At 59.3% G+C, this 17,716-nt stretch carries 18 protein-coding genes; 5 read left to right on the forward strand and 13 right to left on the reverse strand.

The genetic code is table 11. The annotated features are described in order from the left end of the window. The first annotated feature begins 9 nt into the window (after positions 1–9). Positions 10–723, forward strand: coding sequence for an SIR2 family NAD-dependent protein deacylase (locus ACFIOZ_RS03040; protein WP_386082187.1), 714 nt, complete (start codon positions 10–12; stop codon positions 721–723). Between the two features lie 5 nt (positions 724–728). Here the strand turns inward: ACFIOZ_RS03040 and bioA are convergent, their stop codons facing one another. The 6 genes from bioA to bioB are packed head-to-tail and all read right to left on the reverse strand — an operon-like array spanning position 729 to position 6,434. Next, positions 729–2,000: an adenosylmethionine--8-amino-7-oxononanoate transaminase gene (bioA, locus tag ACFIOZ_RS03045; RefSeq protein WP_386082189.1), complete on the reverse strand. Its 1,272-nt coding sequence runs from the start codon at positions 1,998–2,000 to the stop codon at positions 729–731. Beyond that, complete coding sequence (bioD, locus tag ACFIOZ_RS03050) at positions 1,997–2,686, reverse strand: dethiobiotin synthase (protein ID WP_386082192.1); 690 nt, start codon at positions 2,684–2,686, stop codon at positions 1,997–1,999. The genes bioA and bioD overlap by 4 nt, the downstream gene beginning before the upstream one ends. Next, positions 2,683–3,465 carry a malonyl-ACP O-methyltransferase BioC gene (bioC, locus tag ACFIOZ_RS03055; protein WP_386082194.1) on the reverse strand — a complete coding sequence of 261 codons (783 nt, stop codon included), beginning with the start codon at positions 3,463–3,465 and terminating at the stop codon, positions 2,683–2,685. Before bioC ends, bioD begins: the two co-directional genes overlap by 4 nt. Beyond that, positions 3,462–4,202, reverse strand: a complete 741-nt coding sequence (locus tag ACFIOZ_RS03060; protein WP_386082195.1) for an alpha/beta fold hydrolase — start codon at positions 4,200–4,202, stop codon at positions 3,462–3,464. The genes bioC and ACFIOZ_RS03060 overlap by 4 nt, the downstream gene beginning before the upstream one ends. Continuing rightward, the gene (bioF, locus tag ACFIOZ_RS03065) at positions 4,184–5,347 is read right to left on the reverse strand and encodes an 8-amino-7-oxononanoate synthase (protein WP_386082197.1); all 1,164 of its coding nucleotides are present in this window, start codon (positions 5,345–5,347) and stop codon (positions 4,184–4,186) included. The genes ACFIOZ_RS03060 and bioF overlap by 19 nt, the downstream gene beginning before the upstream one ends. After that, positions 5,334–6,434 carry a biotin synthase BioB gene (gene bioB, locus ACFIOZ_RS03070; RefSeq protein WP_386082198.1) on the reverse strand — a complete coding sequence of 367 codons (1,101 nt, stop codon included), beginning with the start codon at positions 6,432–6,434 and terminating at the stop codon, positions 5,334–5,336. Before bioB ends, bioF begins: the two co-directional genes overlap by 14 nt. A 182-nt stretch (positions 6,435–6,616) precedes the next feature. Between bioB and ACFIOZ_RS03075 the strand changes: the two genes are divergently transcribed. Continuing rightward, positions 6,617–7,375 carry a tRNA-uridine aminocarboxypropyltransferase gene (locus ACFIOZ_RS03075; RefSeq protein WP_386082200.1) on the forward strand — a complete coding sequence of 253 codons (759 nt, stop codon included), beginning with the start codon at positions 6,617–6,619 and terminating at the stop codon, positions 7,373–7,375. Here ACFIOZ_RS03075 and ACFIOZ_RS03080 read toward each other — a convergent pair. From ACFIOZ_RS03080 to def, 7 genes are all read right to left on the reverse strand, one after another. Continuing rightward, positions 7,361–8,635 carry a TraB/GumN family protein gene (locus tag ACFIOZ_RS03080; RefSeq protein WP_386082201.1) on the reverse strand — a complete coding sequence of 425 codons (1,275 nt, stop codon included), beginning with the start codon at positions 8,633–8,635 and terminating at the stop codon, positions 7,361–7,363. The two genes, ACFIOZ_RS03075 and ACFIOZ_RS03080, sit on opposite strands and share 15 nt — an antisense overlap. A gap of 44 nt (positions 8,636–8,679) precedes the next feature. Next, positions 8,680–10,128, reverse strand: a complete 1,449-nt coding sequence (locus ACFIOZ_RS03085) for a TrkH family potassium uptake protein (protein WP_386082203.1) — start codon at positions 10,126–10,128, stop codon at positions 8,680–8,682. Positions 10,129–10,180: 52 nt separating this feature from the next. Further along, on the reverse strand, positions 10,181–11,554 hold the full coding sequence (gene trkA / locus ACFIOZ_RS03090) for a Trk system potassium transporter TrkA (RefSeq protein WP_386082205.1): 1,374 nt from the start codon (positions 11,552–11,554) through the stop codon (positions 10,181–10,183). A 175-nt stretch (positions 11,555–11,729) separates the two neighbouring features. Then, positions 11,730–11,936: a dodecin gene (locus ACFIOZ_RS03095; protein ID WP_386082207.1), complete on the reverse strand. Its 207-nt coding sequence runs from the start codon at positions 11,934–11,936 to the stop codon at positions 11,730–11,732. A gap of 47 nt (positions 11,937–11,983) precedes the next feature. After that, the gene (gene rsmB, locus ACFIOZ_RS03100; protein WP_386082209.1) at positions 11,984–13,318 is read right to left on the reverse strand and encodes a 16S rRNA (cytosine(967)-C(5))-methyltransferase RsmB; all 1,335 of its coding nucleotides are present in this window, start codon (positions 13,316–13,318) and stop codon (positions 11,984–11,986) included. After that, positions 13,315–14,325, reverse strand: a complete 1,011-nt coding sequence (fmt, locus tag ACFIOZ_RS03105; RefSeq protein ID WP_386082210.1) for a methionyl-tRNA formyltransferase — start codon at positions 14,323–14,325, stop codon at positions 13,315–13,317. Before fmt ends, rsmB begins: the two co-directional genes overlap by 4 nt. A gap of 47 nt (positions 14,326–14,372) precedes the next feature. After that, a complete protein-coding gene (gene def / locus ACFIOZ_RS03110; RefSeq protein WP_386082212.1) occupies positions 14,373–14,885 on the reverse strand; it encodes a peptide deformylase in 513 nt (170 codons plus the stop codon). A 183-nt stretch (positions 14,886–15,068) separates the two neighbouring features. Between def and ACFIOZ_RS03115 the strand changes: the two genes are divergently transcribed. From ACFIOZ_RS03115 to ACFIOZ_RS03125, 3 genes are read left to right on the forward strand one after another with little or no spacing between them, the layout of a single operon-like run. Then, positions 15,069–15,914 (forward strand): peptidoglycan-binding protein, encoded by an 846-nt coding sequence (locus ACFIOZ_RS03115; protein WP_386082214.1) that lies wholly within the window; start codon positions 15,069–15,071, stop codon positions 15,912–15,914. A gap of 34 nt (positions 15,915–15,948) precedes the next feature. Next, complete coding sequence (dprA, locus tag ACFIOZ_RS03120) at positions 15,949–17,085, forward strand: DNA-processing protein DprA (protein WP_386082216.1); 1,137 nt, start codon at positions 15,949–15,951, stop codon at positions 17,083–17,085. A 43-nt stretch (positions 17,086–17,128) separates the two neighbouring features. Beyond that, complete coding sequence (locus ACFIOZ_RS03125) at positions 17,129–17,686, forward strand: L-threonylcarbamoyladenylate synthase (protein WP_386082219.1); 558 nt, start codon at positions 17,129–17,131, stop codon at positions 17,684–17,686. The last annotated feature ends 30 nt before the right edge of the window (positions 17,687–17,716 follow it).

The following is a 17,716-nucleotide window of genomic DNA, read 5'->3' on the forward strand; positions in this document are numbered from 1 at the left end:
GAGGTAGTCATGGCAGCAAGCCCGCATTTGGTGGTGTTTACCGGCTCGGGGATTAGCGCCGAGAGCGGGATTAAAACCTTTCGTGCCAGCGATGGCCTGTGGGAGAACCATCCGGTTGAGGATGTGGCTACCCCCGAAGCGTGGCAGCGTAATCCACAGCAGGTGTTGGATTTCTATAATCAGCGCCGTGAGCAGATTCGTCGCGCTAAGCCCAACGCCGCCCATAGAGCGTTGGCTGGTCTTGAGCAAGACGGTTTTAGCGTCAGTATCATTACCCAGAATATTGATGACTTGCACGAGCGGGCAGGCTCCCGTCAGGTGCTTCACTTACATGGTGAAATCTTAAAAGCGCGCTCCTCCATCGACGAACGCATGCGCTACCCTCTGCTTAAGGGGGGAATTGAGCTGGGTCAAGTCTGCGATAAAGGCAGCCAGCTACGTCCCGATGTGGTTTGGTTTGGCGAGTCAGTGCCGCTGTTTGCCGATGCCTGTGAGCTTGTTAGTCAGGCTGACTTTTTGCTGGTCGTCGGTACGTCGCTGGCGGTTATGCCCGCCGCTTCGCTTCTTTCGTACATTGACTACGACACCCCCTGCGCACTGGTCGACCCAGCAGCGGATAGCCTTAGCCCGCCGGGCGTGCTGGCGATTAACACCACCGCCGGTGAGGGCGTTCCAGCGCTAGTCAATCGCTGGAAGCAGCAGGGTAATCTACTGCTTTCCTGAGCTGTTTATTGATCCAGAAACCACGCCTTCATCACGTCGGTAATCTTCGTCATTTCTGCTTCAGAGGTGATGTACGCGGGCATGGTATAGAGCCAGCGGCCAATGGGGCGCAGCCAGACACCCCGCTCCCGGGCGAAGTCGCCTACGCCGTTTAGTGCCTCGGCGGAGTGCGCTTCAATCACCGCGGTGGCGCCCAAAACCCGCACGTCGGCAACGGCGGTATGAGCGTTGAGCGCACGCTCTTCCAGCAGTTCGCGGCGCAGTAAGCGGTTAAGCGTCGCAATCTTGCCCAGATAGTTCTCATCCTCGAAGACGCGCAGGCTTTCCAGCGCCACGCGGCAGGCCAGCGGGTTGCCCATAAAGGTCGGGCCGTGCATAAAGGCGTGGCGGGGAGTGTCGCCGATAAAGGCGTTATGGACGCGATCCGTCGCCAAGGTGGCGGCGTGGCCTAAATAACCGCCGGTCAAGCCTTTGGAGAGCACCATGATATCTGGCGTAACGCCCGCGTGGTCAGCGGCAAACAGCTTGCCGGTGCGACCAAATCCGGTGGCGACTTCGTCAAAGATCAGCAGCACATTAAACTCATCGCACAGTGCCCTGGCGCCAGCAACATAGGCGGGGGAGGTCATATTGAGGCCGCCCGCCGCTTGTAAAAGCGGTTCCATCAGCAGCGCGGCAATCTCATGATGGTGGCGCTCCAATACGCTACGCAGGGCGCTAAGATCGTGTTCGATCTGCACATCGGTGGCATCAAAAGGGGCTGTGGGCGCCGGGGCGAAGTGGTGCTGGGGCAGCAGACTGGCAAACAGGCTGTGCATGCCTTCTTCAGGATCGCACACCGCCATGCAGCCGGTGGTGTCGCCGTGGTACGCCTTCATCAACGAGAGCATCTTTTGCTTGCCTGGGTGGCCGGTAAGCACCTGGTACTGTAGCGCCATTTTCATCGCCACTTCCATGCCCACCGAGCCGCTGTCTGAATAGAAGACGTGATTTAACCCGGTGGGGGTAATGCGCACCAGCTCGCGGGCCAACTGGTCGGCGGGGTCATGGGTTAAGCCGCCGAGCATCACATGGCACAGCTGGCCTGCCTGCTCGCGAATGGCCGTCACCAAGCGTGGGTGACCGTAGCCATGAATCATGCACCACCAGGAGCAGGTGGCATCCAGCAGACGTTCGCCGCTTTCAAGCACAAAGTGAGCGCCGTCACCGCTCACTACCTTGGGGGCAGGCTTCTGGGTTTTTAGGTGTGCATAAGGATGCCAAACCGGCGTGTTCATAACGGCTCCAGGGAGAGGTAGGAGTGGGCAGTAGCGGCACTGGGGGTATCAAGATGCGGAATAATGCCTAAGCAGGGGGCCGCGAGTTTGGCGTTTAGGTGCGCGATGTTGGCCTCAAAGCGTGCCGTGTTGGCCGCAAAGGCGGGATCCACCACGCTGCCCGCCCAACCGGCGAGTGCCAAACCGTCGGCACGAATGGCTTCCGCCGTTAAGCGAGCATGATTTAAGCAGCCTAGCTTTAAGCCGACGACCAGGATCACCGGCAACTCAAGGGCTATCGCCAAGTCGGCAAAATCTTCCTGGTCGTTTAACGGCACGCGCCAGCCACCGGCGCCTTCAATCAAGGTGAAGTCTCTGGGTGTTTGATTAATCGTTTCGCGTAGTGAGCTCACGATAGCGCTAACCTCAAGCGGCTGGCCCGCCTCCTTCGCGGCGAGATGAGGTGCAATGGCGGGGGCAAAGGCGATGGGGTTCACCGTGGCATAGTCGACCGGCGGCACACTCTGTTGCTGTAACGCCACTGCATCATCGTTACGCAGACCTTCGCTAGTCTGCTCGCTGCCTGAAGCCACCGGCTTAAGGCCCAGCGTGCTCAACTGCTGTTGGCGGGCGGCGTGCAGTAAGCCGCTCGTCACTAATGTTTTTCCCGCATCGGTATCGGTGCCCGTTACAAACCAGACGTTCATGGCGATTTTTCCAATTGCAGTGTTAAGCAGCGGTAGCTCACCGGCAGGCCCTCCGGCTGGCGCAGTTGCTCATAGCGTGCTTTTGCAGCGGCGATGTCCGCCCGGGTAAGGCAGGTGTTTGATCGGGGAAGCTGGGCGCCAACGCCTTTAATGGAGGCCATAACGGCTTGCAGGTCAGCATAGTAGAAGCGCTCAACGGTGGCCGCTTGCCAGGCAATGGCTAGGTCACTTTTACCAATAGCCCGTACGATGCTGGCGAGGTTAGGGGGTTGCAGCAGCGCCTCGGGGCGCTGCCAGGCAAAGGCGATCTCTTCCAGGGTGCCTGGCAGCAGCGTGGTGATATGTGCCTGCCCACCGGGGCGAAGCACGCGACAAAGTTCCGCCATCACCGCGTCGATATCGCGACACCACTGGAGTGCCAAGTTGGAAAATGCCAGATCAAAGGCATGGGCACCAAACGGCAGCGCCGCCGCGTCGCCTTGCTGCCAGTTGATACCGCCACCATAGCGCTGGCGAGCCTGGGCGAGCATGCCGGGGGCTAAATCTAACCCGGTTATCTGAGTGTGGGGGTAACGTTCAGCCAGTTGCTGTGTCCAGTAACCGGTGCCGCAGCCCACATCGAGGACTTTATAGGCGTTGCGGGGTAGCGAACCCCACAGCCGTTGACCTATTTGCCGCTGTGCGCTGGCAAGCGCATCGTAGCGGGGCGCGGCCCGGGAGAAAGCGTGGGCGACCTGCGCCTGCCAGCGGCCATCGCTGCTCACCGTTAAAACGCTCATAAAACCGCCATATTGGCGTTAGCCATCTGGGTGGCATGGTGGGTAATCGCAGCAGCCAGCGTCTGGGGCTGGGAGAGCATGGGACAGTGGCCAACACCGCTTAAACGCTCGCTGGTACTGCGCTGAACAGGGCTGATTAATGGATCGTGTTCGCCAGTGAGCCGTACCACCGGGCAAGGGGGCGTCGCTAGGCGCTGGCGATTATCAATCGACGCCAGCCAGTCCAGTCCGGTAGCGAGCGTGGCGTTGTCGGCGGGTAGTGTGTCGCCCAGCAATTCATGTAACTGCCGATAAGCCTGCCGAGGGCTGGGCTCGCCTTGCGCCTGCCAGCGCAAAAAGTGTTGCCAGGTCGCGGTGGGGTCGCGCTGAAAGGCACGTCGAAAGGCGCTTAGCTCGACAGAAGTGACACCGTCGGTAGCGCAGAAGGTGTTACCGGCACCGAGTAGAATTACCCCGCGTGGCGGGGGCAGCTCCTCAAGGAGTGCCGCAGCCAGTAACCCACCCAATGACCAACCGATCCATACCGCATCGCTGGCTAGTGGCCCGGCCATCTCCTTCGCGAGCTCTGCCAGCGTGGCGTTAGTCCCTAGCGCAGGGGTATCGCCATAGCCAGGCCAGTCGACTGCTTGTATCGTCAGGTGAGCAGCCAAGTGGTTGGGCCAGTGCGCCTCCAGTGGCTGCCAGATACGCTGGTCGACTCCCCAGCCGGAGAGCAGTATTAAACGCAGGGGTTGCATAACGCCTCTTGGTGCTGGCACTGGTCGAGCGCCGCTAACAGCTGGTCAATATCGCCCTCCTGGTGGCGAGCGCTCAGGGTGATGCGCAGCCGGGCCTCCCCCTTTGGCACCGTTGGCGGGCGAATGGCGCCCACGTGAATGCCTGACGTTTGCAACTGCCCCGCCCAGCGTAAAATGCGAGTTTCATCTGCCAAGATCAGCGGCTGAATAGGGGTGGCAGAGCTGCTTAGTGGTAGCCCTAGATTCAGCGCCTCGCGGCGGAAGTAAGCGATATTGGCGTTGAGCTGGGCACGGTGTTCGGGTTCATCCTGAACGATCTCCAGCGCTTTGAGGGTGGCGGCGGCAATCGCCGGGGGTTGAGCGGTGGTGTAGATATAGCTGCGTGAAAATTGAACCAGGTGGTCGATTAACGCGGCATCCCCGGCCACAAAAGCGCCAGCGGTGCCCAATGCTTTACCCAAGGTGCCAACCAAAATCGGCACCTCGGTGCTATCCCAGGCACTACCCACGCAGCCGCTGCCATTTTCACCCAGCACGCCCACGCCGTGTGCGTCGTCCACCATTAGCCATGCACTGTGGCGTTGGCTGACGGTGACCAAACTGGCGATGTCAGCCACATCGCCATCCATGCTAAACACGCCATCGCTAACCACGAGTGTATGTGCGCACTCACTGCGCCCCAGAAGGTTTTCCAGATCGCTTGTGTCACGGTGATGGTAGCGCCGTGAGCGGGCTCCGCTTAAGGCGGCACCATCGATGAGCGATGCGTGATTGAGGCGGTCTTGGAAGATGGCGGTGTTACGGTCGGCCAGCGCTTGCAGCACGCCCAGGTTGGCCATATAGCCGGTAGAGAACAGCAGCGCACGTTCGCGTCCTGTCCAGCGTGCCAGAGCCTCTTCCAGGGCGTCGTGAACTGCCATGTGGCCGCTGACCAGATGCGATGCACCGGCGCCCGCGCCGTAAAGGCGTGCGCCTTCCGTTTGGGCCTCGCTGACTCGTGGGTCTTGAGCCAAACCCAGGTAGTCGTTACCGGCAAAGTCGAGCGCACCCACTGCCATGACCCGGCGGGTTCGCCAGCGATTAGTCTGCTGGCGGCCTAAGCGGGCATCGGCTAGTCGCTGTTGCCACGCTTTAGACACTGGCATCGACGGCTAGCTCGGCAACGCGTTCGGCGTGTACCTGCTGTAGCGCCTGTTGGGCGAGGCGTGCCGCTTGAGTATCTTCGCTCTCGCAGGTTTCGCGCTTTTCCGGGTGCAGGCCCAGCTTGGCAAATAGGGTGCGGTCGCGATCTACCTGGGGGTTGCCGGTGGTCAGCAGCTTATCACCGTAGAAGATCGAGTTAGCGCCCGCTAAAAACGCCAGCGCTTGGGTCGATTCGCTCATCTGTTCACGGCCAGCGGAGAGGCGCACATGGCTCTGGGGCATCATAATGCGGGCGACGGCAATGGCGCGGATAAATTCGATGGGGTCTAGATCTTCGACATTTTCCAGCGGTGTTCCAGGGACTTTCACTAGCATATTGATGGGTACGGATTCCGGATGCGGGCTAAGCTTGGCCAGCTGTTGCAGCAGGGCGCTACGATCCTGGGCATCTTCTCCCATGCCGAGAATGCCGCCGGAGCAGACCTTCATGCCCGCATCGCGCACGTTGGAGAGTGTTTCCAGTCGGTCGCTGTAGGTGCGGGTGGTGATGATTTCGCCGTAGAACTCCGGCGAGGTATCCAGGTTATGGTTGTAGTAATCGAGCCCGGCGGTGGCCAGTCGGCTGGCCTGCTCGCCGTCCACCATGCCCAGCGTCATGCAGGTCTCCAGGCCCACGGCTTTCACCTGACGCACCATCTCTTCGACCAGCAGTAAGTCTTTGTCCCGGGGGCTACGCCACGCCGCGCCCATACAAAAACGGCTGGCACCGGCTTCTTTGGCCGCCTTGGCTTGTTCGACGACTTTTTCGATTTCCAGCAGTTTCTCTTTCTCCAGCTGAGTATTGTAGTGGCCGGATTGCGGGCAGTATTTGCAGTCCTCTGGGCAGGCGCCGGTTTTAATCGAGAGAAGAGTTGAGACCTGCACCGCGTTAGCATCGAAGTGGGCACGGTGCACCTGCTGGGCTTGAAACAGCAGGTCTTTGAACGGTAGCGCAAACAGCGCGTTGATCTCGTCGAGCGTCCAGTCGTGGCGCTGCGGATAGCTTTGCTCTTGGGGCTGCTGGTGAGATAGCTCATGGGGCACGGTCATGGGTGTAAACCTTTTTACCTTTAATAGTTGACGAGACTTTAGCGGCGTTGCGCTTTGGGTGTCAACGTTAAGAGGTTTTTAGGTTTACGGTGATGTGGTGGAAACATTCGTCAAAATATGGCGCGTTCATTTATACTCCACGCCCTTTTAACTGTTAGTTGTTTCCCTCTTCTGGAGCGCGGATGTCTGCTTTTGAAAGCGCTGTGAATGATCGCTCTGTCGTTGGTTCTGAAGATGTTCCCATCAGTGAATATCCGCGTCCGCCCAGGCGTGAGTTTAAAGCGCGCGGCAGTTTTGTTACTCGCTGCGAAGGCTGCAATTTGCCGGTACTCAATTGCTTGTGTCCGTATAAAGTGAAGGCGGAGAGCGTGGCTCAGGTGTGGCTGTTAACGCACCCCTTGGAGCACTTTAAACCGACCAATACCGGGCGTTTGATCGGCGATGTGATTACCACGACCCAGGTATTTACCTGGTACCGTACGGCGCCGGATGCCCAGCTAGCCGCGCTGCTAAAAGACCCCCGCTACGCGCCCTTTGTGATTTTCCCCGATGACCAGCCTGACTATGCCGACCGTGTTGTGGGGATAGAAACTGTGCATGGGGCGAAAACACAGGCGCGCATCCCGGTATTTATTATTCTGGATGGCACCTGGCGTCAGGCGCGGCGTATGTTCCGCAAAAGCCCTTACCTGGATGGTTTGCCTGTGCTGCCGTTGAAAACCGAACGCGAGACGCGCTATCGGCTGCGCAAACCGGCGTCAAAAACGCATTTATGTACTGCGGAAGTGGCAATTGAGCTGCTGCGCCAGGGGGGCGATACAGCGGCAGCGGACGTGCTGGATGACTACTTTGAGGTGTTTAACGATAGCTACGCGGCGAGCCGATTGCATCACAAAATCGACCCGCCGACTGCTGCGATGCGGCGCCTAGCCGCCAAATAGGGCGCCGGCGATTCTGAACCCGGCTACCCAAGTGCCCACTGCGGAGCCTAGCGTAGCGAGAATAAACACCAGCAGGGTGCGCGATACGCGGTTTTGCCACCAGCCTTTCAACTGGGTGACATCGTGGCGCAGCGATGAAAAATCACGCACTTTGGGTTTGCGCATATAGAGCTCAACCCCCGCTGCCACAAAGCCTGCACCTATAGTGGGATTCAGCGAAGTTAGCGGGGCGGCAAAGAACGTCGCAGTCACGGTCACTGGGTGTGCCAGGGCGATAATTGTCGCACCGCCGGAGAGAATGCCGTTAATCAGGAACCACTCAACCACCAACTGCCAGCCCAGATCGGTATTGCGGGAAAAACCAATCGCAAAACCGGTCAGCACCAACGCGGTAATCAGCCACGGTAGCGCTTTCCAAATCTTGGATGGCGGCGGGGTGGCTTCCAGGCTTTCGCGCTCGATTTTTGGCTCGGCGGGCAGTGGGGCTTCAAGGTGCTCGCCGGTGCCTTTGAGGTGACCTGCGCCGAGCACTACTAACACATGCTGATAGCGCCCTGGCGGCGCGTCCTCGGCTAACCGCAGCGCCATATAGCGGTCGCGTTCACGAATCAGCGGGGTATAGAGCGCTTCGGATTCGGCGGCAAACTCGCTGAAGGTGGCCTCCAGCATATCGCCCTCTTTGAGCTTTTCGATATCCTCTTTGGAGATATCCTGACGGGATAACACGCTGCCCAGCAGGCCTGAGAAGAGCGAGAAGCGTTGCCACCAAGGCACATTGCTGTAAATGCGCTTCAGCGTTATACCAACATCACGATCGACCAGCAGCAGTGGTAGCTGGCGGCGGCTGGCTTCCTCAACGGCGGCGCGCATTTCGGCACCCGGCTGAATGCCGGATTGATCGGCAATCCGCTGTTGAAAGGCGCCCAGCGCCAGGCTCGCGGCCACCATGCCCGCTTTACCTTGTTTAAAGACTTGAAATAGATCCTGCTCACCCATGGCATCCGGGTTGGCCATGCTGTGGTGGCGGGCGTCGCAGAGTTCAATGGCGACGGCGTCAAACACGTCGCTATCCAGCAGGGCGCGAACATCGTCGGCGCTTTCCGCCGACACGTGAGCGGTGCCCAGCAGCGTGTAGCGGGTTTCGCCAATGGTGAACGTTTTTAGCGGTCCACTGGTGGCAGGAAGCGAGGTTGATGTTGCAGGCATTGGCCTCGTTTCTGTGTTGGGGGTTTCTTGGTGAGATGTATCATCGTGGTTCATTAACAGCTCTCAATTCGATCAAATAAGTGGGTCTGGCTGGAGGGTTAACGCCGCCAGAAAGCGGGCGTAAACAGCACCAGTACCGTAAAAATTTCCAGGCGGCCGAGCAGCATGGCCATGACCAGTATCCATTTGGCCAAGCTGGGCATGTCGCCGTAGTGAGTGTGGGACTCTCCCAGCGCCGGGCCGAGGTTGTTGAGGGCCGAGCCCACTGTCGACCAGGCGGTTACTTGGTCAACCCCGGTCGCCATCACTCCCACCAGCATCAAAAAGAACAGCAGAACGTATACCGAAAAGAACCCCCAAACCGCTTGGGCAATGCTGTCGGGAACGCTGACCTTGCCCACTTTGACCGCAATCACCGCGTTGGGGTGGATCAGGCGCATAATCTCGCGCATGCCCTGTTTGATGATCAAAATAATCCGGATCACTTTCATGCCACCGCCGGTAGAGCCTGAGCAGCCACCTACGAAGGCTGCCACAAACAGCAGAAAGGGCAGGGCACCGGGCCACATGGAGAAGTCGGCAACGCTAAAGCCCGCGGTCGTAGCAACAGAAACAACCTGGAAAACGCCGTGGCGAAGCCCGCGTACGGTGTCGTAGGTGTCGGTTAACCACAGGGAGAGCACCGTGACTATGGCCAGGGCGAGCAGGAAAAGCATCAAAAAGCGCGCTTCGGGGTCGTGAAAATAGTGCATCAGGCTTTTTTCACGCCAAGCGATAAAGTGCAGGCTAAAGCTGAATGCCGAAATCAACATAAAGCCCACGCATATCATTTCTATGGCGGCGCTATCGAAGTAGCCGATGCTGGCGTCGTAGGTGGAAAAACCACCGATAGCAACCGTCGAAAAGCTATGGCTCAAGGCATCGAACCAGCTCATTCCCGCTAGCATATAGGCAATCATGCAAGCTAACGTCAGCGTGGCATAGATGTACCACAGCGCCTTGGCGGTTTCGGTAATCCGGGGGGTGAGCTTGGAGTCTTTTAGCGGTCCCGGAATCTCGGTGCGGTACAGGGCCATACCACCGACCCCCAGGGTCGGCAAAATGGCAACGGCCAGAACGACGATACCCATGCCGCCCAGCCACTGAAGCTGCTGGCGGTAGTAGAGAATTGATTCGGGTAAAAAATCAATACCGGTGATCACCGTAGCGCCAGTGGTGGTTAAGCCGGAAAAGGATTCGAACACCGCATCAGTAATACTGAGCGAGCCTTCGCCAAATAGCATCAGCGGCAGCGAGCCGAACAGTGCCAACACCGTCCAGAACATCGCGGCGATAATAAACCCATCGCGGATGCGCAGCTCTTTTTGCGAGCGCCGGTTGGGCAGATAGAGCAGTAGCCCGGTGGAGACTGAGATCGCAATACCGCTAATAAAGGCACTCCATACGCCGTCACGAAACCAGAGTGACATCAGCGTAGGGGGGAGCATGGTCAGGCTGAACAGCATGAGTAGCAGCCCCAAAATGCGCAAAATAACCCGCAGACTCATGGTTGTCGCATGCTCCTGTTATTAGCCGCCAGTGGCAGTGATTCGAGGGTTATCAAAAGAACGTTAAACCGACTTGGAACAGGCGCTCCACATCGCGAATACGGCGCTTGTCGATCACGAATAGGATCACGTGGTCGCCACTCTCTACTCTCACATCGCCATGGGCGATGATGACCTCTTTGCCGCGCACAATCGCGCCGATAGTGGTGCCGTCGGGCAGGTCGATCTCGCGAATGGTGCGGCCCACCACTTTCGATGACTGCTGGTCGCCGTGGGCGATGGCCTCGATGGCCTCGGCGGCGCCGCGACGCAGCGAGTGAACGTTGACGATGTCGCCCCGGCGCACGTGAGTGAGCAGGCTGCCGATGGTCGCCTGCTGGGGGGAGATGGCGATATCGATCTCGCCGCCCTGTACCAAATCCACATAGGCAGCGTTATTGATCAGCGTGAGTACTTTCTTGGCACCTAAACGCTTGGCGAGCAGCGACGACATGATATTGACCTCGTCGTCGTTGGTTAGCGCGCAGAAGATATCGCACTCTTCGATGTTCTCTTCTTCCAACAAACGCTTGCTGGTGGCGCTGCCGTGGAGCACCACGGTGCGATCCAGCCGCTCAGAGAGGATGGTGCAGCGCTCCAGGCTGTGTTCGATGATTTTGACCTGGTGGCTATGCTCCAGATGCTCCGCCAGTCGCTCGCCGATATTGCCGCCCCCGGCAATCACGACGCGGCGGAAGTCCCGCTCGACCCGGCGCAGCTCGCTCATCACCGCGCGAATATCCCGGCGGGCGGCGAGGAAGAACACCTCGTCGTCGGCTTCGATGACCGTATCGCCACGCGGGATAATCGGCCGGTTACGGCGGTAGACCGCCGCCACCCGGGTATCCACGTTGGGCATATGGTGGCGCAGAAAGGCCAAATCCTGGCCTACCAACGGGCCGCCGTAGAACGCTTTTACCGCCACCAACTGCACCAGGCCGCCGGCAAACTCCAAGACCTGCAAGGCGCCTGGGTGTTCGATCAGACGGCGTACATGGTCGGTCACCACCTGCTCTGGGCTGATGAGTACATCAATGGGAATCGCTTCGTGGGCGAAGAGCCCTTTACGGGTCAAGTAGGCGGTGGCGCGTACACGGGCAATCTTGGTCGGGGTGCGAAATAGCGTATGGGCGACCTGGCAGGCGATCATATTGATCTCATCGCTGTTGGTCACAGCGATCAACATATCAGCGTCTTCGCAGCCTGCCTGACGCAGCACAATGGGGTAGGAGCCCGCCCCGGTAACGGTGCGGATATCGAGTTTGGTATGCAGCTCACGAAGTTTTTTGGCGTCAGTGTCAACGACAGTGATGTCGTTCTCCTCGCGGGCGAGGTGTTCTGCCAGTGTGCCGCCGACCTGGCCGGCGCCGAGAATGATGATTTTCATTGCTGAGCATCGGTTCCATTAAAAGCGCCAGCGCAATATCGTTAAGACCAGGAGACGGTCTTAGGACTCAGTCCTGACGTTGAAGACGTAAATGGTCGTTCAGGTACGTCTATCATGCGCTGCAATAAAGACGGCGGCCAGTGTAAACCAGCCGCCGCCGAAAAGCAGGTGGGGATTACTCTAGCGTAAAGCCGACTTTAACCGTTACCTGCCAGTGGGCCACCTGGCCATCTTCAATATGACCACGGGTGTCAGTCACTTCCAGCCAACGCATGTGCTTAATCGTCTCTGATGCCTTGGCTAACGCATTCTGTACCGCTTCCTCAATGCCCTTCTCGGAAGAGCCGGTCAGTTCAACGTGCTTGTAGGTGTGATGACTCATAGTGTCTCCTTCCTTGTCAAAATTCACTGCCCGTTATCAGCGAATGCTTAGGCAGTGCGCTTCTCTAGTCTGGCATAAAAAAAGCCATCGTGACTGCTCTGGGCCGGAAACAGTTGGCGACCCGCACCACTGACACTGCCCCAGGCAACGTCGCTAGGCGTTGTGACATGGGCATCTGGGGTGCGGGCGAGAAACGCCTCAATCTGCTCACTGTTCTCTTCCGGCAAAACCGAGCAGGTGGCGTAGAGCAGGGTGCCGCCTTCGCGTAGCATCGGCCAGAGGTTATCTAATAGCTGGCGCTGAAGCTTGGCCAACGGGCGGATATCGTCTTTGCGCCGCAGCTTTTTGATATCGGGGTGGCGGCGGATGACACCGGTACCCGAACAGGGGGCGTCGAGCAGAATGGCATCAAACGGCGTGCCGCTCCACCAGTCGCGCTCGGTGGCATCGGCGTGTTCAAGTGCCGCCTCAACGCCTAAACGGTTGAGTGTGTCTTCCACCCGCGCCAAGCGCTGGTTATCGCTATCGATCGCCGTCAAGGCAATATCAAACTGCTCTAGCAAATGGGCCGTTTTACCGCCGGGCGCGCAGCAGGCATCCAGTACCCGAGCACCCGGTCGGGGCGCCAGCGCGGGGCCCAGCAGTGCCGCTGAGAGCTGGGCGGCCTCATCCTGAACGCTAACATGGCCCTCTTCAAAGCCGGGTAGCGCGGTGACATCGCAGGGTGTTTCCAGGGTGATGCCGTCCGGGGCGTGCAGGCATAAGTGGCCATTTAACCCCTGTTCAATAAGCATGCCCAAATAGGCTTCACGGTCGTTGTAGCGTTGGTTCACCCTCAGTGTCATCGGGCCAGGATGATTATTGGCGTCAATAATCTCGCGCCACTGCTCTGGCCACGCCTGGCGCAGCGCGTTGAGTAGCCAGGGGGGATGCTCCAGGGCAACATGCTCATCCCGGTCTACCTGGGCTTGAAGCGCCTCGGATTCGCGTTGCAGGCGGCGCAGGCAGCCATTTAAAACGCGGGTGGCCCACTCCTTCTTTAATAAGCGCGCAGCGCCAGCTGTTTCGCCTACCGCTGCGTGGGCAGGAATGCGCATATACAGCAGCTGGTAAATACCCAGCAGCAGCAGCGCTTGAACATCGCTGTCGCGTTTTTTAAACGGCTGCTTCAGCAGCACACCGGCAAGGGCTTCCAAGCGTGGTAAGCGGCGGCAGGTGCCGAAGCAGAGCTCTTTGAGCAACCCACGGTCGCGGGCTACCACGCTGTGTTCATCCAGACCCGCCAGTGAGCCTTGGTCGCTGAGTACCGGGGCCAGCGCGCGGGCGGCAGCGGCGCGCACTTCCTGGCCGCTGCCGCCTTGGGGGGAGCGCTTCTGGCTCATGGTGCTTCTCCTTCGCTGGCCTGAGCTGCTGGTTTACGAGTGTCAAGATGAGCGCCAAGGCGTGTGCCGGTAGCCAGGCGCGCGTGGCGCGCATTCAGTAAGTCACGCACGGCCATGGCTTTACCGCCCGGCAGTTGCGCGCTGGTCACGCATAATACCTCGCGGCCCTCTTGCCCGCAGGCAATGCGCAGATGGTCATCGCCGTGATCCAGTAGCGTGCCGGGTGCGCTGGGCGGGTATTCACCTTCCTCTACGCTGGCCATTAACAGGCGTAGGCGATCATCGCCAAGCCCGCACCAGGCAACCGGCCAGGGGTTGAAGGCGCGAATCTTGCTGGCGAGCAGATGAGCGGGTTGGTTAAAGTCGAGCTCGGCTTCCGCTTTGCTCAGCTTGGCGGCATAGGTAACGCCCTCTTCTGGCTGAGGCGTGGCGTGAGCGGTGCCGTTCGCCAGATCATCCAGTGTGTTGATCAGCGCATTGGCGCCTTGAATGGCGAGGCGGTCATGCAAATCGCCGCCGGTGGTGCGCTCCGTAATAGGCGTACGCACTTCCGTGAGCATCGCGCCGGTATCCAGGCCAGCATCCATCTGCATAATGGTTACGCCGGATACCTTGTCGCCTGCTTCAATCGCCCGCTGAATCGGCGCCGCGCCGCGCCATCGGGGCAGCAGTGAAGCGTGAACGTTAACGCAGCCGAGTCGCGGTATGTCCAGCACGGCCTGGGGTAGCAGCAGCCCATAGGCAACGACGACCATAATGTCTGCCTCAAGCGCAGCAAGCTCGGCTTGAGCCTCGGGCGCTTTTAACGTTTGGGGTTGATAGACAGGCAGGCTGTGTTCCAGAGCCAGCTGTTTGACCGGGCTGGGCGTTAGCTTGCGGCCGCGACCAGCGGGACGGTCGGGTTGGGTATACACCGCCACCACCTCGTGCTGGCTTTCCAGCAGCGCGGCAAGGCTAGAAGCAGCGAATTCAGGCGTGCCGGCAAAAACAACGCGCAATCTTGACATAGAGAGAGGGCTACCTGGCTTAGCTGAAATGTAAGTAGGAAAAAGGCTTAGGCGTCCTGCATCTGCTTGTGGCGTTTCTGCATTTTTTTGCGGATACGGTCACGCTTAAGCGGCGACAGGTAGTCCACAAACAGCACGCCCTCAAGATGGTCGTACTCGTGCTGAATACAGTGCGCCAGCAGGCCTTCCGCTTCGAGTTCGTAGGCGTCGCCATTGCGATCCAGCGCGTTGAGTTGCACTTTCAGGTAGCGCGGCACTTCGGCGTAATGCTCGGGAATCGACAGGCAGCCTTCCGATAGCAGCTCTTTCTCGTCGCCAATGGGGGTATAGCGCGGGTTGATAAGCACCAGCGGCTGGGAGTTATCGTCGCTGACATCCATGACGACGATACGGCGATGGACATCGATCTGGGTCGCGGCTAGACCGATACCCCGGGCGTCATACATGGTCTCCAGCATATCGTCGACGAGCTGGCGTACCTCATCATCGACGCTTTCCACCGCAGCGGCCTTGGTGCGCAGGCGCTCATCGGGGAATTCAAGAATAGGAAGTTTGGCCATGGCGTTACAATCACCGTTATGCTGAGTCTAAATTAAGTCAAGCTAGGCCGTGACGAGAGTCGCTTAGCCCAGTTACTTTATGATGGGTCACTATATCATGCTGTCAACGTTTCTGGGCATAGGCGCATAGCGGCTTGTCACTCACATAATAATCAGACTATTCACCTTTTAAGGGGGCGCAGGATGGCGGCAAAACAGCACGCCTACTGGGGTGGGATCAGTGGTTTGCTACTGAGTGCGGTGATACTGGTGAGTAGCGAAGCCGCTGCATGGGAGCGTGATCAGCCGGTGATTAAACTCTCGCCGCAGGTGCGCACCTTGCCACATCGTGAGGCGGTCGCGCCGATGGCTTTGGAGGAGGTGCAGGCCTTTCTGCGCCAACATCGCGTTGTGGAGGATGCCGCGGTGCTGCAGGAACTGGCCTACGTAGTGGCGGGAGTTGATCGCCGCTTGATCAGCGGTGCGGGAGATAGGTTATACGTGCGTGGCGATGTACCGCGCCATGGCCAGGTGGGCATTTATCGGCAGTCGGAACCCTACCTCGCCATGGACGGCACGCCACTTGGCTTGGAGCTGATTAACGTAGGCGTCGCCCGCCATGTCAGCAGTGAAGACGATATTACCCTGCTTGAAGTGATTAGTTCCCATCAGGAAGTGCGTGTTAACGACATCGTCCTGCCGTTGGAAGGGCGCGAGTTGAGCAGCGAACTTGTGCCCCGCGCGCCGCTCACTCCTATCGAAGGGCATATTATTGCCGTTCCCGGCGGGGTGCGCTTTATTGGCCGCTTGCAGGTCGTTACGCTGGATCGCGGCACCCTGGATGGCTTGCAGGCAGGGCATGTGCTGCGGGTTAATCAGCAGGGGGAGTTAATTAACGACTCGCGTAGCCAGGAGTCGGTTCAACTACCGAGCACCGAGGCAGGCAGTGTGATGGTATTTAAGCCCTATGACCGTGTCAGCTACGCCTTGGTGATGCAGGCATCTCGTGTGCTAGAGGTGGGCGATCAAGTTGAATCGCCGGCCGATTAGCAGGCGGCATAAAACGTATTGATAAGGAGGGAGTATGGACGCCCAGGCGTGGCTGGTGGTCAATGCGTTGCCGGGTATGGGGGCGCTGCGGATAGCGCAATTATTAGCTCGTCAGCCCCAGTGGCCAGAAGGCTGGCTGGCAGCGCTGCCCAGTCGAGCTGCCAGCGAGTTGCGCCTGTGGCTGGATCACCCATCCCGCAGCCCGCTACAAAAGGTGATTTATGAAACCCTGGCGTGGCAGCGAAGCGGCCACAGTCGCCACGTGCTGCATCGCGACCACCCCGCTTGGCCTGCACTGTTGAATGAGTTGCCCGACCCGCCGGTGGTGCTCTGGGCCCAGGGGGATCTTAGCGCCCTGGAGGGGCCCAAACTTGCCATGGTAGGCACCCGACGCCCCACCAGCGAAGGCACCCATAATGCCCAAACCTTCGCTCGCGATCTAGCTCGCCGCGGCTGGTGTGTGGTCAGCGGTATGGCGTTAGGAGTGGATGGCGTTGCCCAGCGCGCAGCCCTGAATGCGGGAGGCCGCACGATCGGAGTCCTTGGCTGCGGCGTGGATGTGATCTATCCCGCCTCGAACCGTGATCTTCATGAGCAGCTTGGTCGTCAGCCCGGCGGGCTGCTATTGTCCGAGCACCCCCCAGGCACGTTGGCGCGCCCGGCATTTTTCCCACGCCGTAATAGAGTTGTGACCGGCCTCTCGCTCGGCACGCTAGTGGTCGAAGCGACCGAAAAAAGTGGTTCGCTGGTCAGTGCACGGCTCACCATTGAGCAAAATCGGGAACTGTTTGTGCTGCCCGGTTCACTGCACAACGTTCAGGCCCGCGGCTGCTTGACACTGCTACGCCAGGGGAGTGCCCACTTGGCCTGCAGCGTCGACGATATTATCGCCGATCTTGGCCACTGGGCAGAGACGTTTATCCCGCCCGATAACGCTACTCAGCCAGCTTCACCCGAGCAAGCAGAAAAACCACCCGAGCAAACGCCGCTGCCCGAAGCCCTGCCTGACCCTTTGTTATTGTCACTCTCGGCAACGCCCACGCCGATTGATCTGCTAGTGCACGCCACCGGTATGGCGGTCAGCGACTGCCAGCAGCGCTTGCTAATGCTGGAGCTAGAGGGTTGGGTAACCCAGCAGGCGGGAGGCTGGGTGCGGCTGCCAAGGCCATGATAGGATAAAACCCTTAAAGGCATGTTAGCCGTGAGGAGAGAGCATGAGTTTGGCGACCGATCTAGCCCCTGCGATTAGCGCGTTACGTGCCGGTGAGGTGATTGCCTGCCCCACTGAAGCGGTTTGGGGGCTGAGCTGCGACCCCGAAAACGATGCAGCCTTAGCCCATCTAATGCGCATGAAAGAGCGCGACCCCGCCAAGGGCGTCATTCTTGTTGCTGCCAATATGGGCCAGTTCCAACCCTGGTTGAGCCAGCTGCCGCTCGCGTTGCATGCGCCTCTTGCGGCAAGCTGGCCGGGGCCCAATACCTGGTTAGTGCCTGATTATGGACGCAGCCATGGGCTGGTGCGCGGTGCCCACGACCGCGTAGCGCTGCGGGTGACCGACCACCCGGTAATGAAAGCTCTGTGCGAAGCCTTTGGGGGGCCGCTGGTGTCCACCTCGGCCAATCGTTCGGGGGAGCCGCCAGCCATGAGCGCCGCTGAGATCACAGAGATATTTGGGGACGAAGTGGCCCATGTGGTGCAAGGCGAGCTAGGCGGCAATGCCAAACCTAGCACCATCAGAGATTTAGCCACCGGTAAAATCATGCGCTCTTAACCGGCTCTCCAACGACTTACTATTCTCCAT

The organism is Vreelandella sp. F11 (assembly GCF_042466685.1).
GTDB lineage: Bacteria > Pseudomonadota > Gammaproteobacteria > Pseudomonadales > Halomonadaceae > Vreelandella.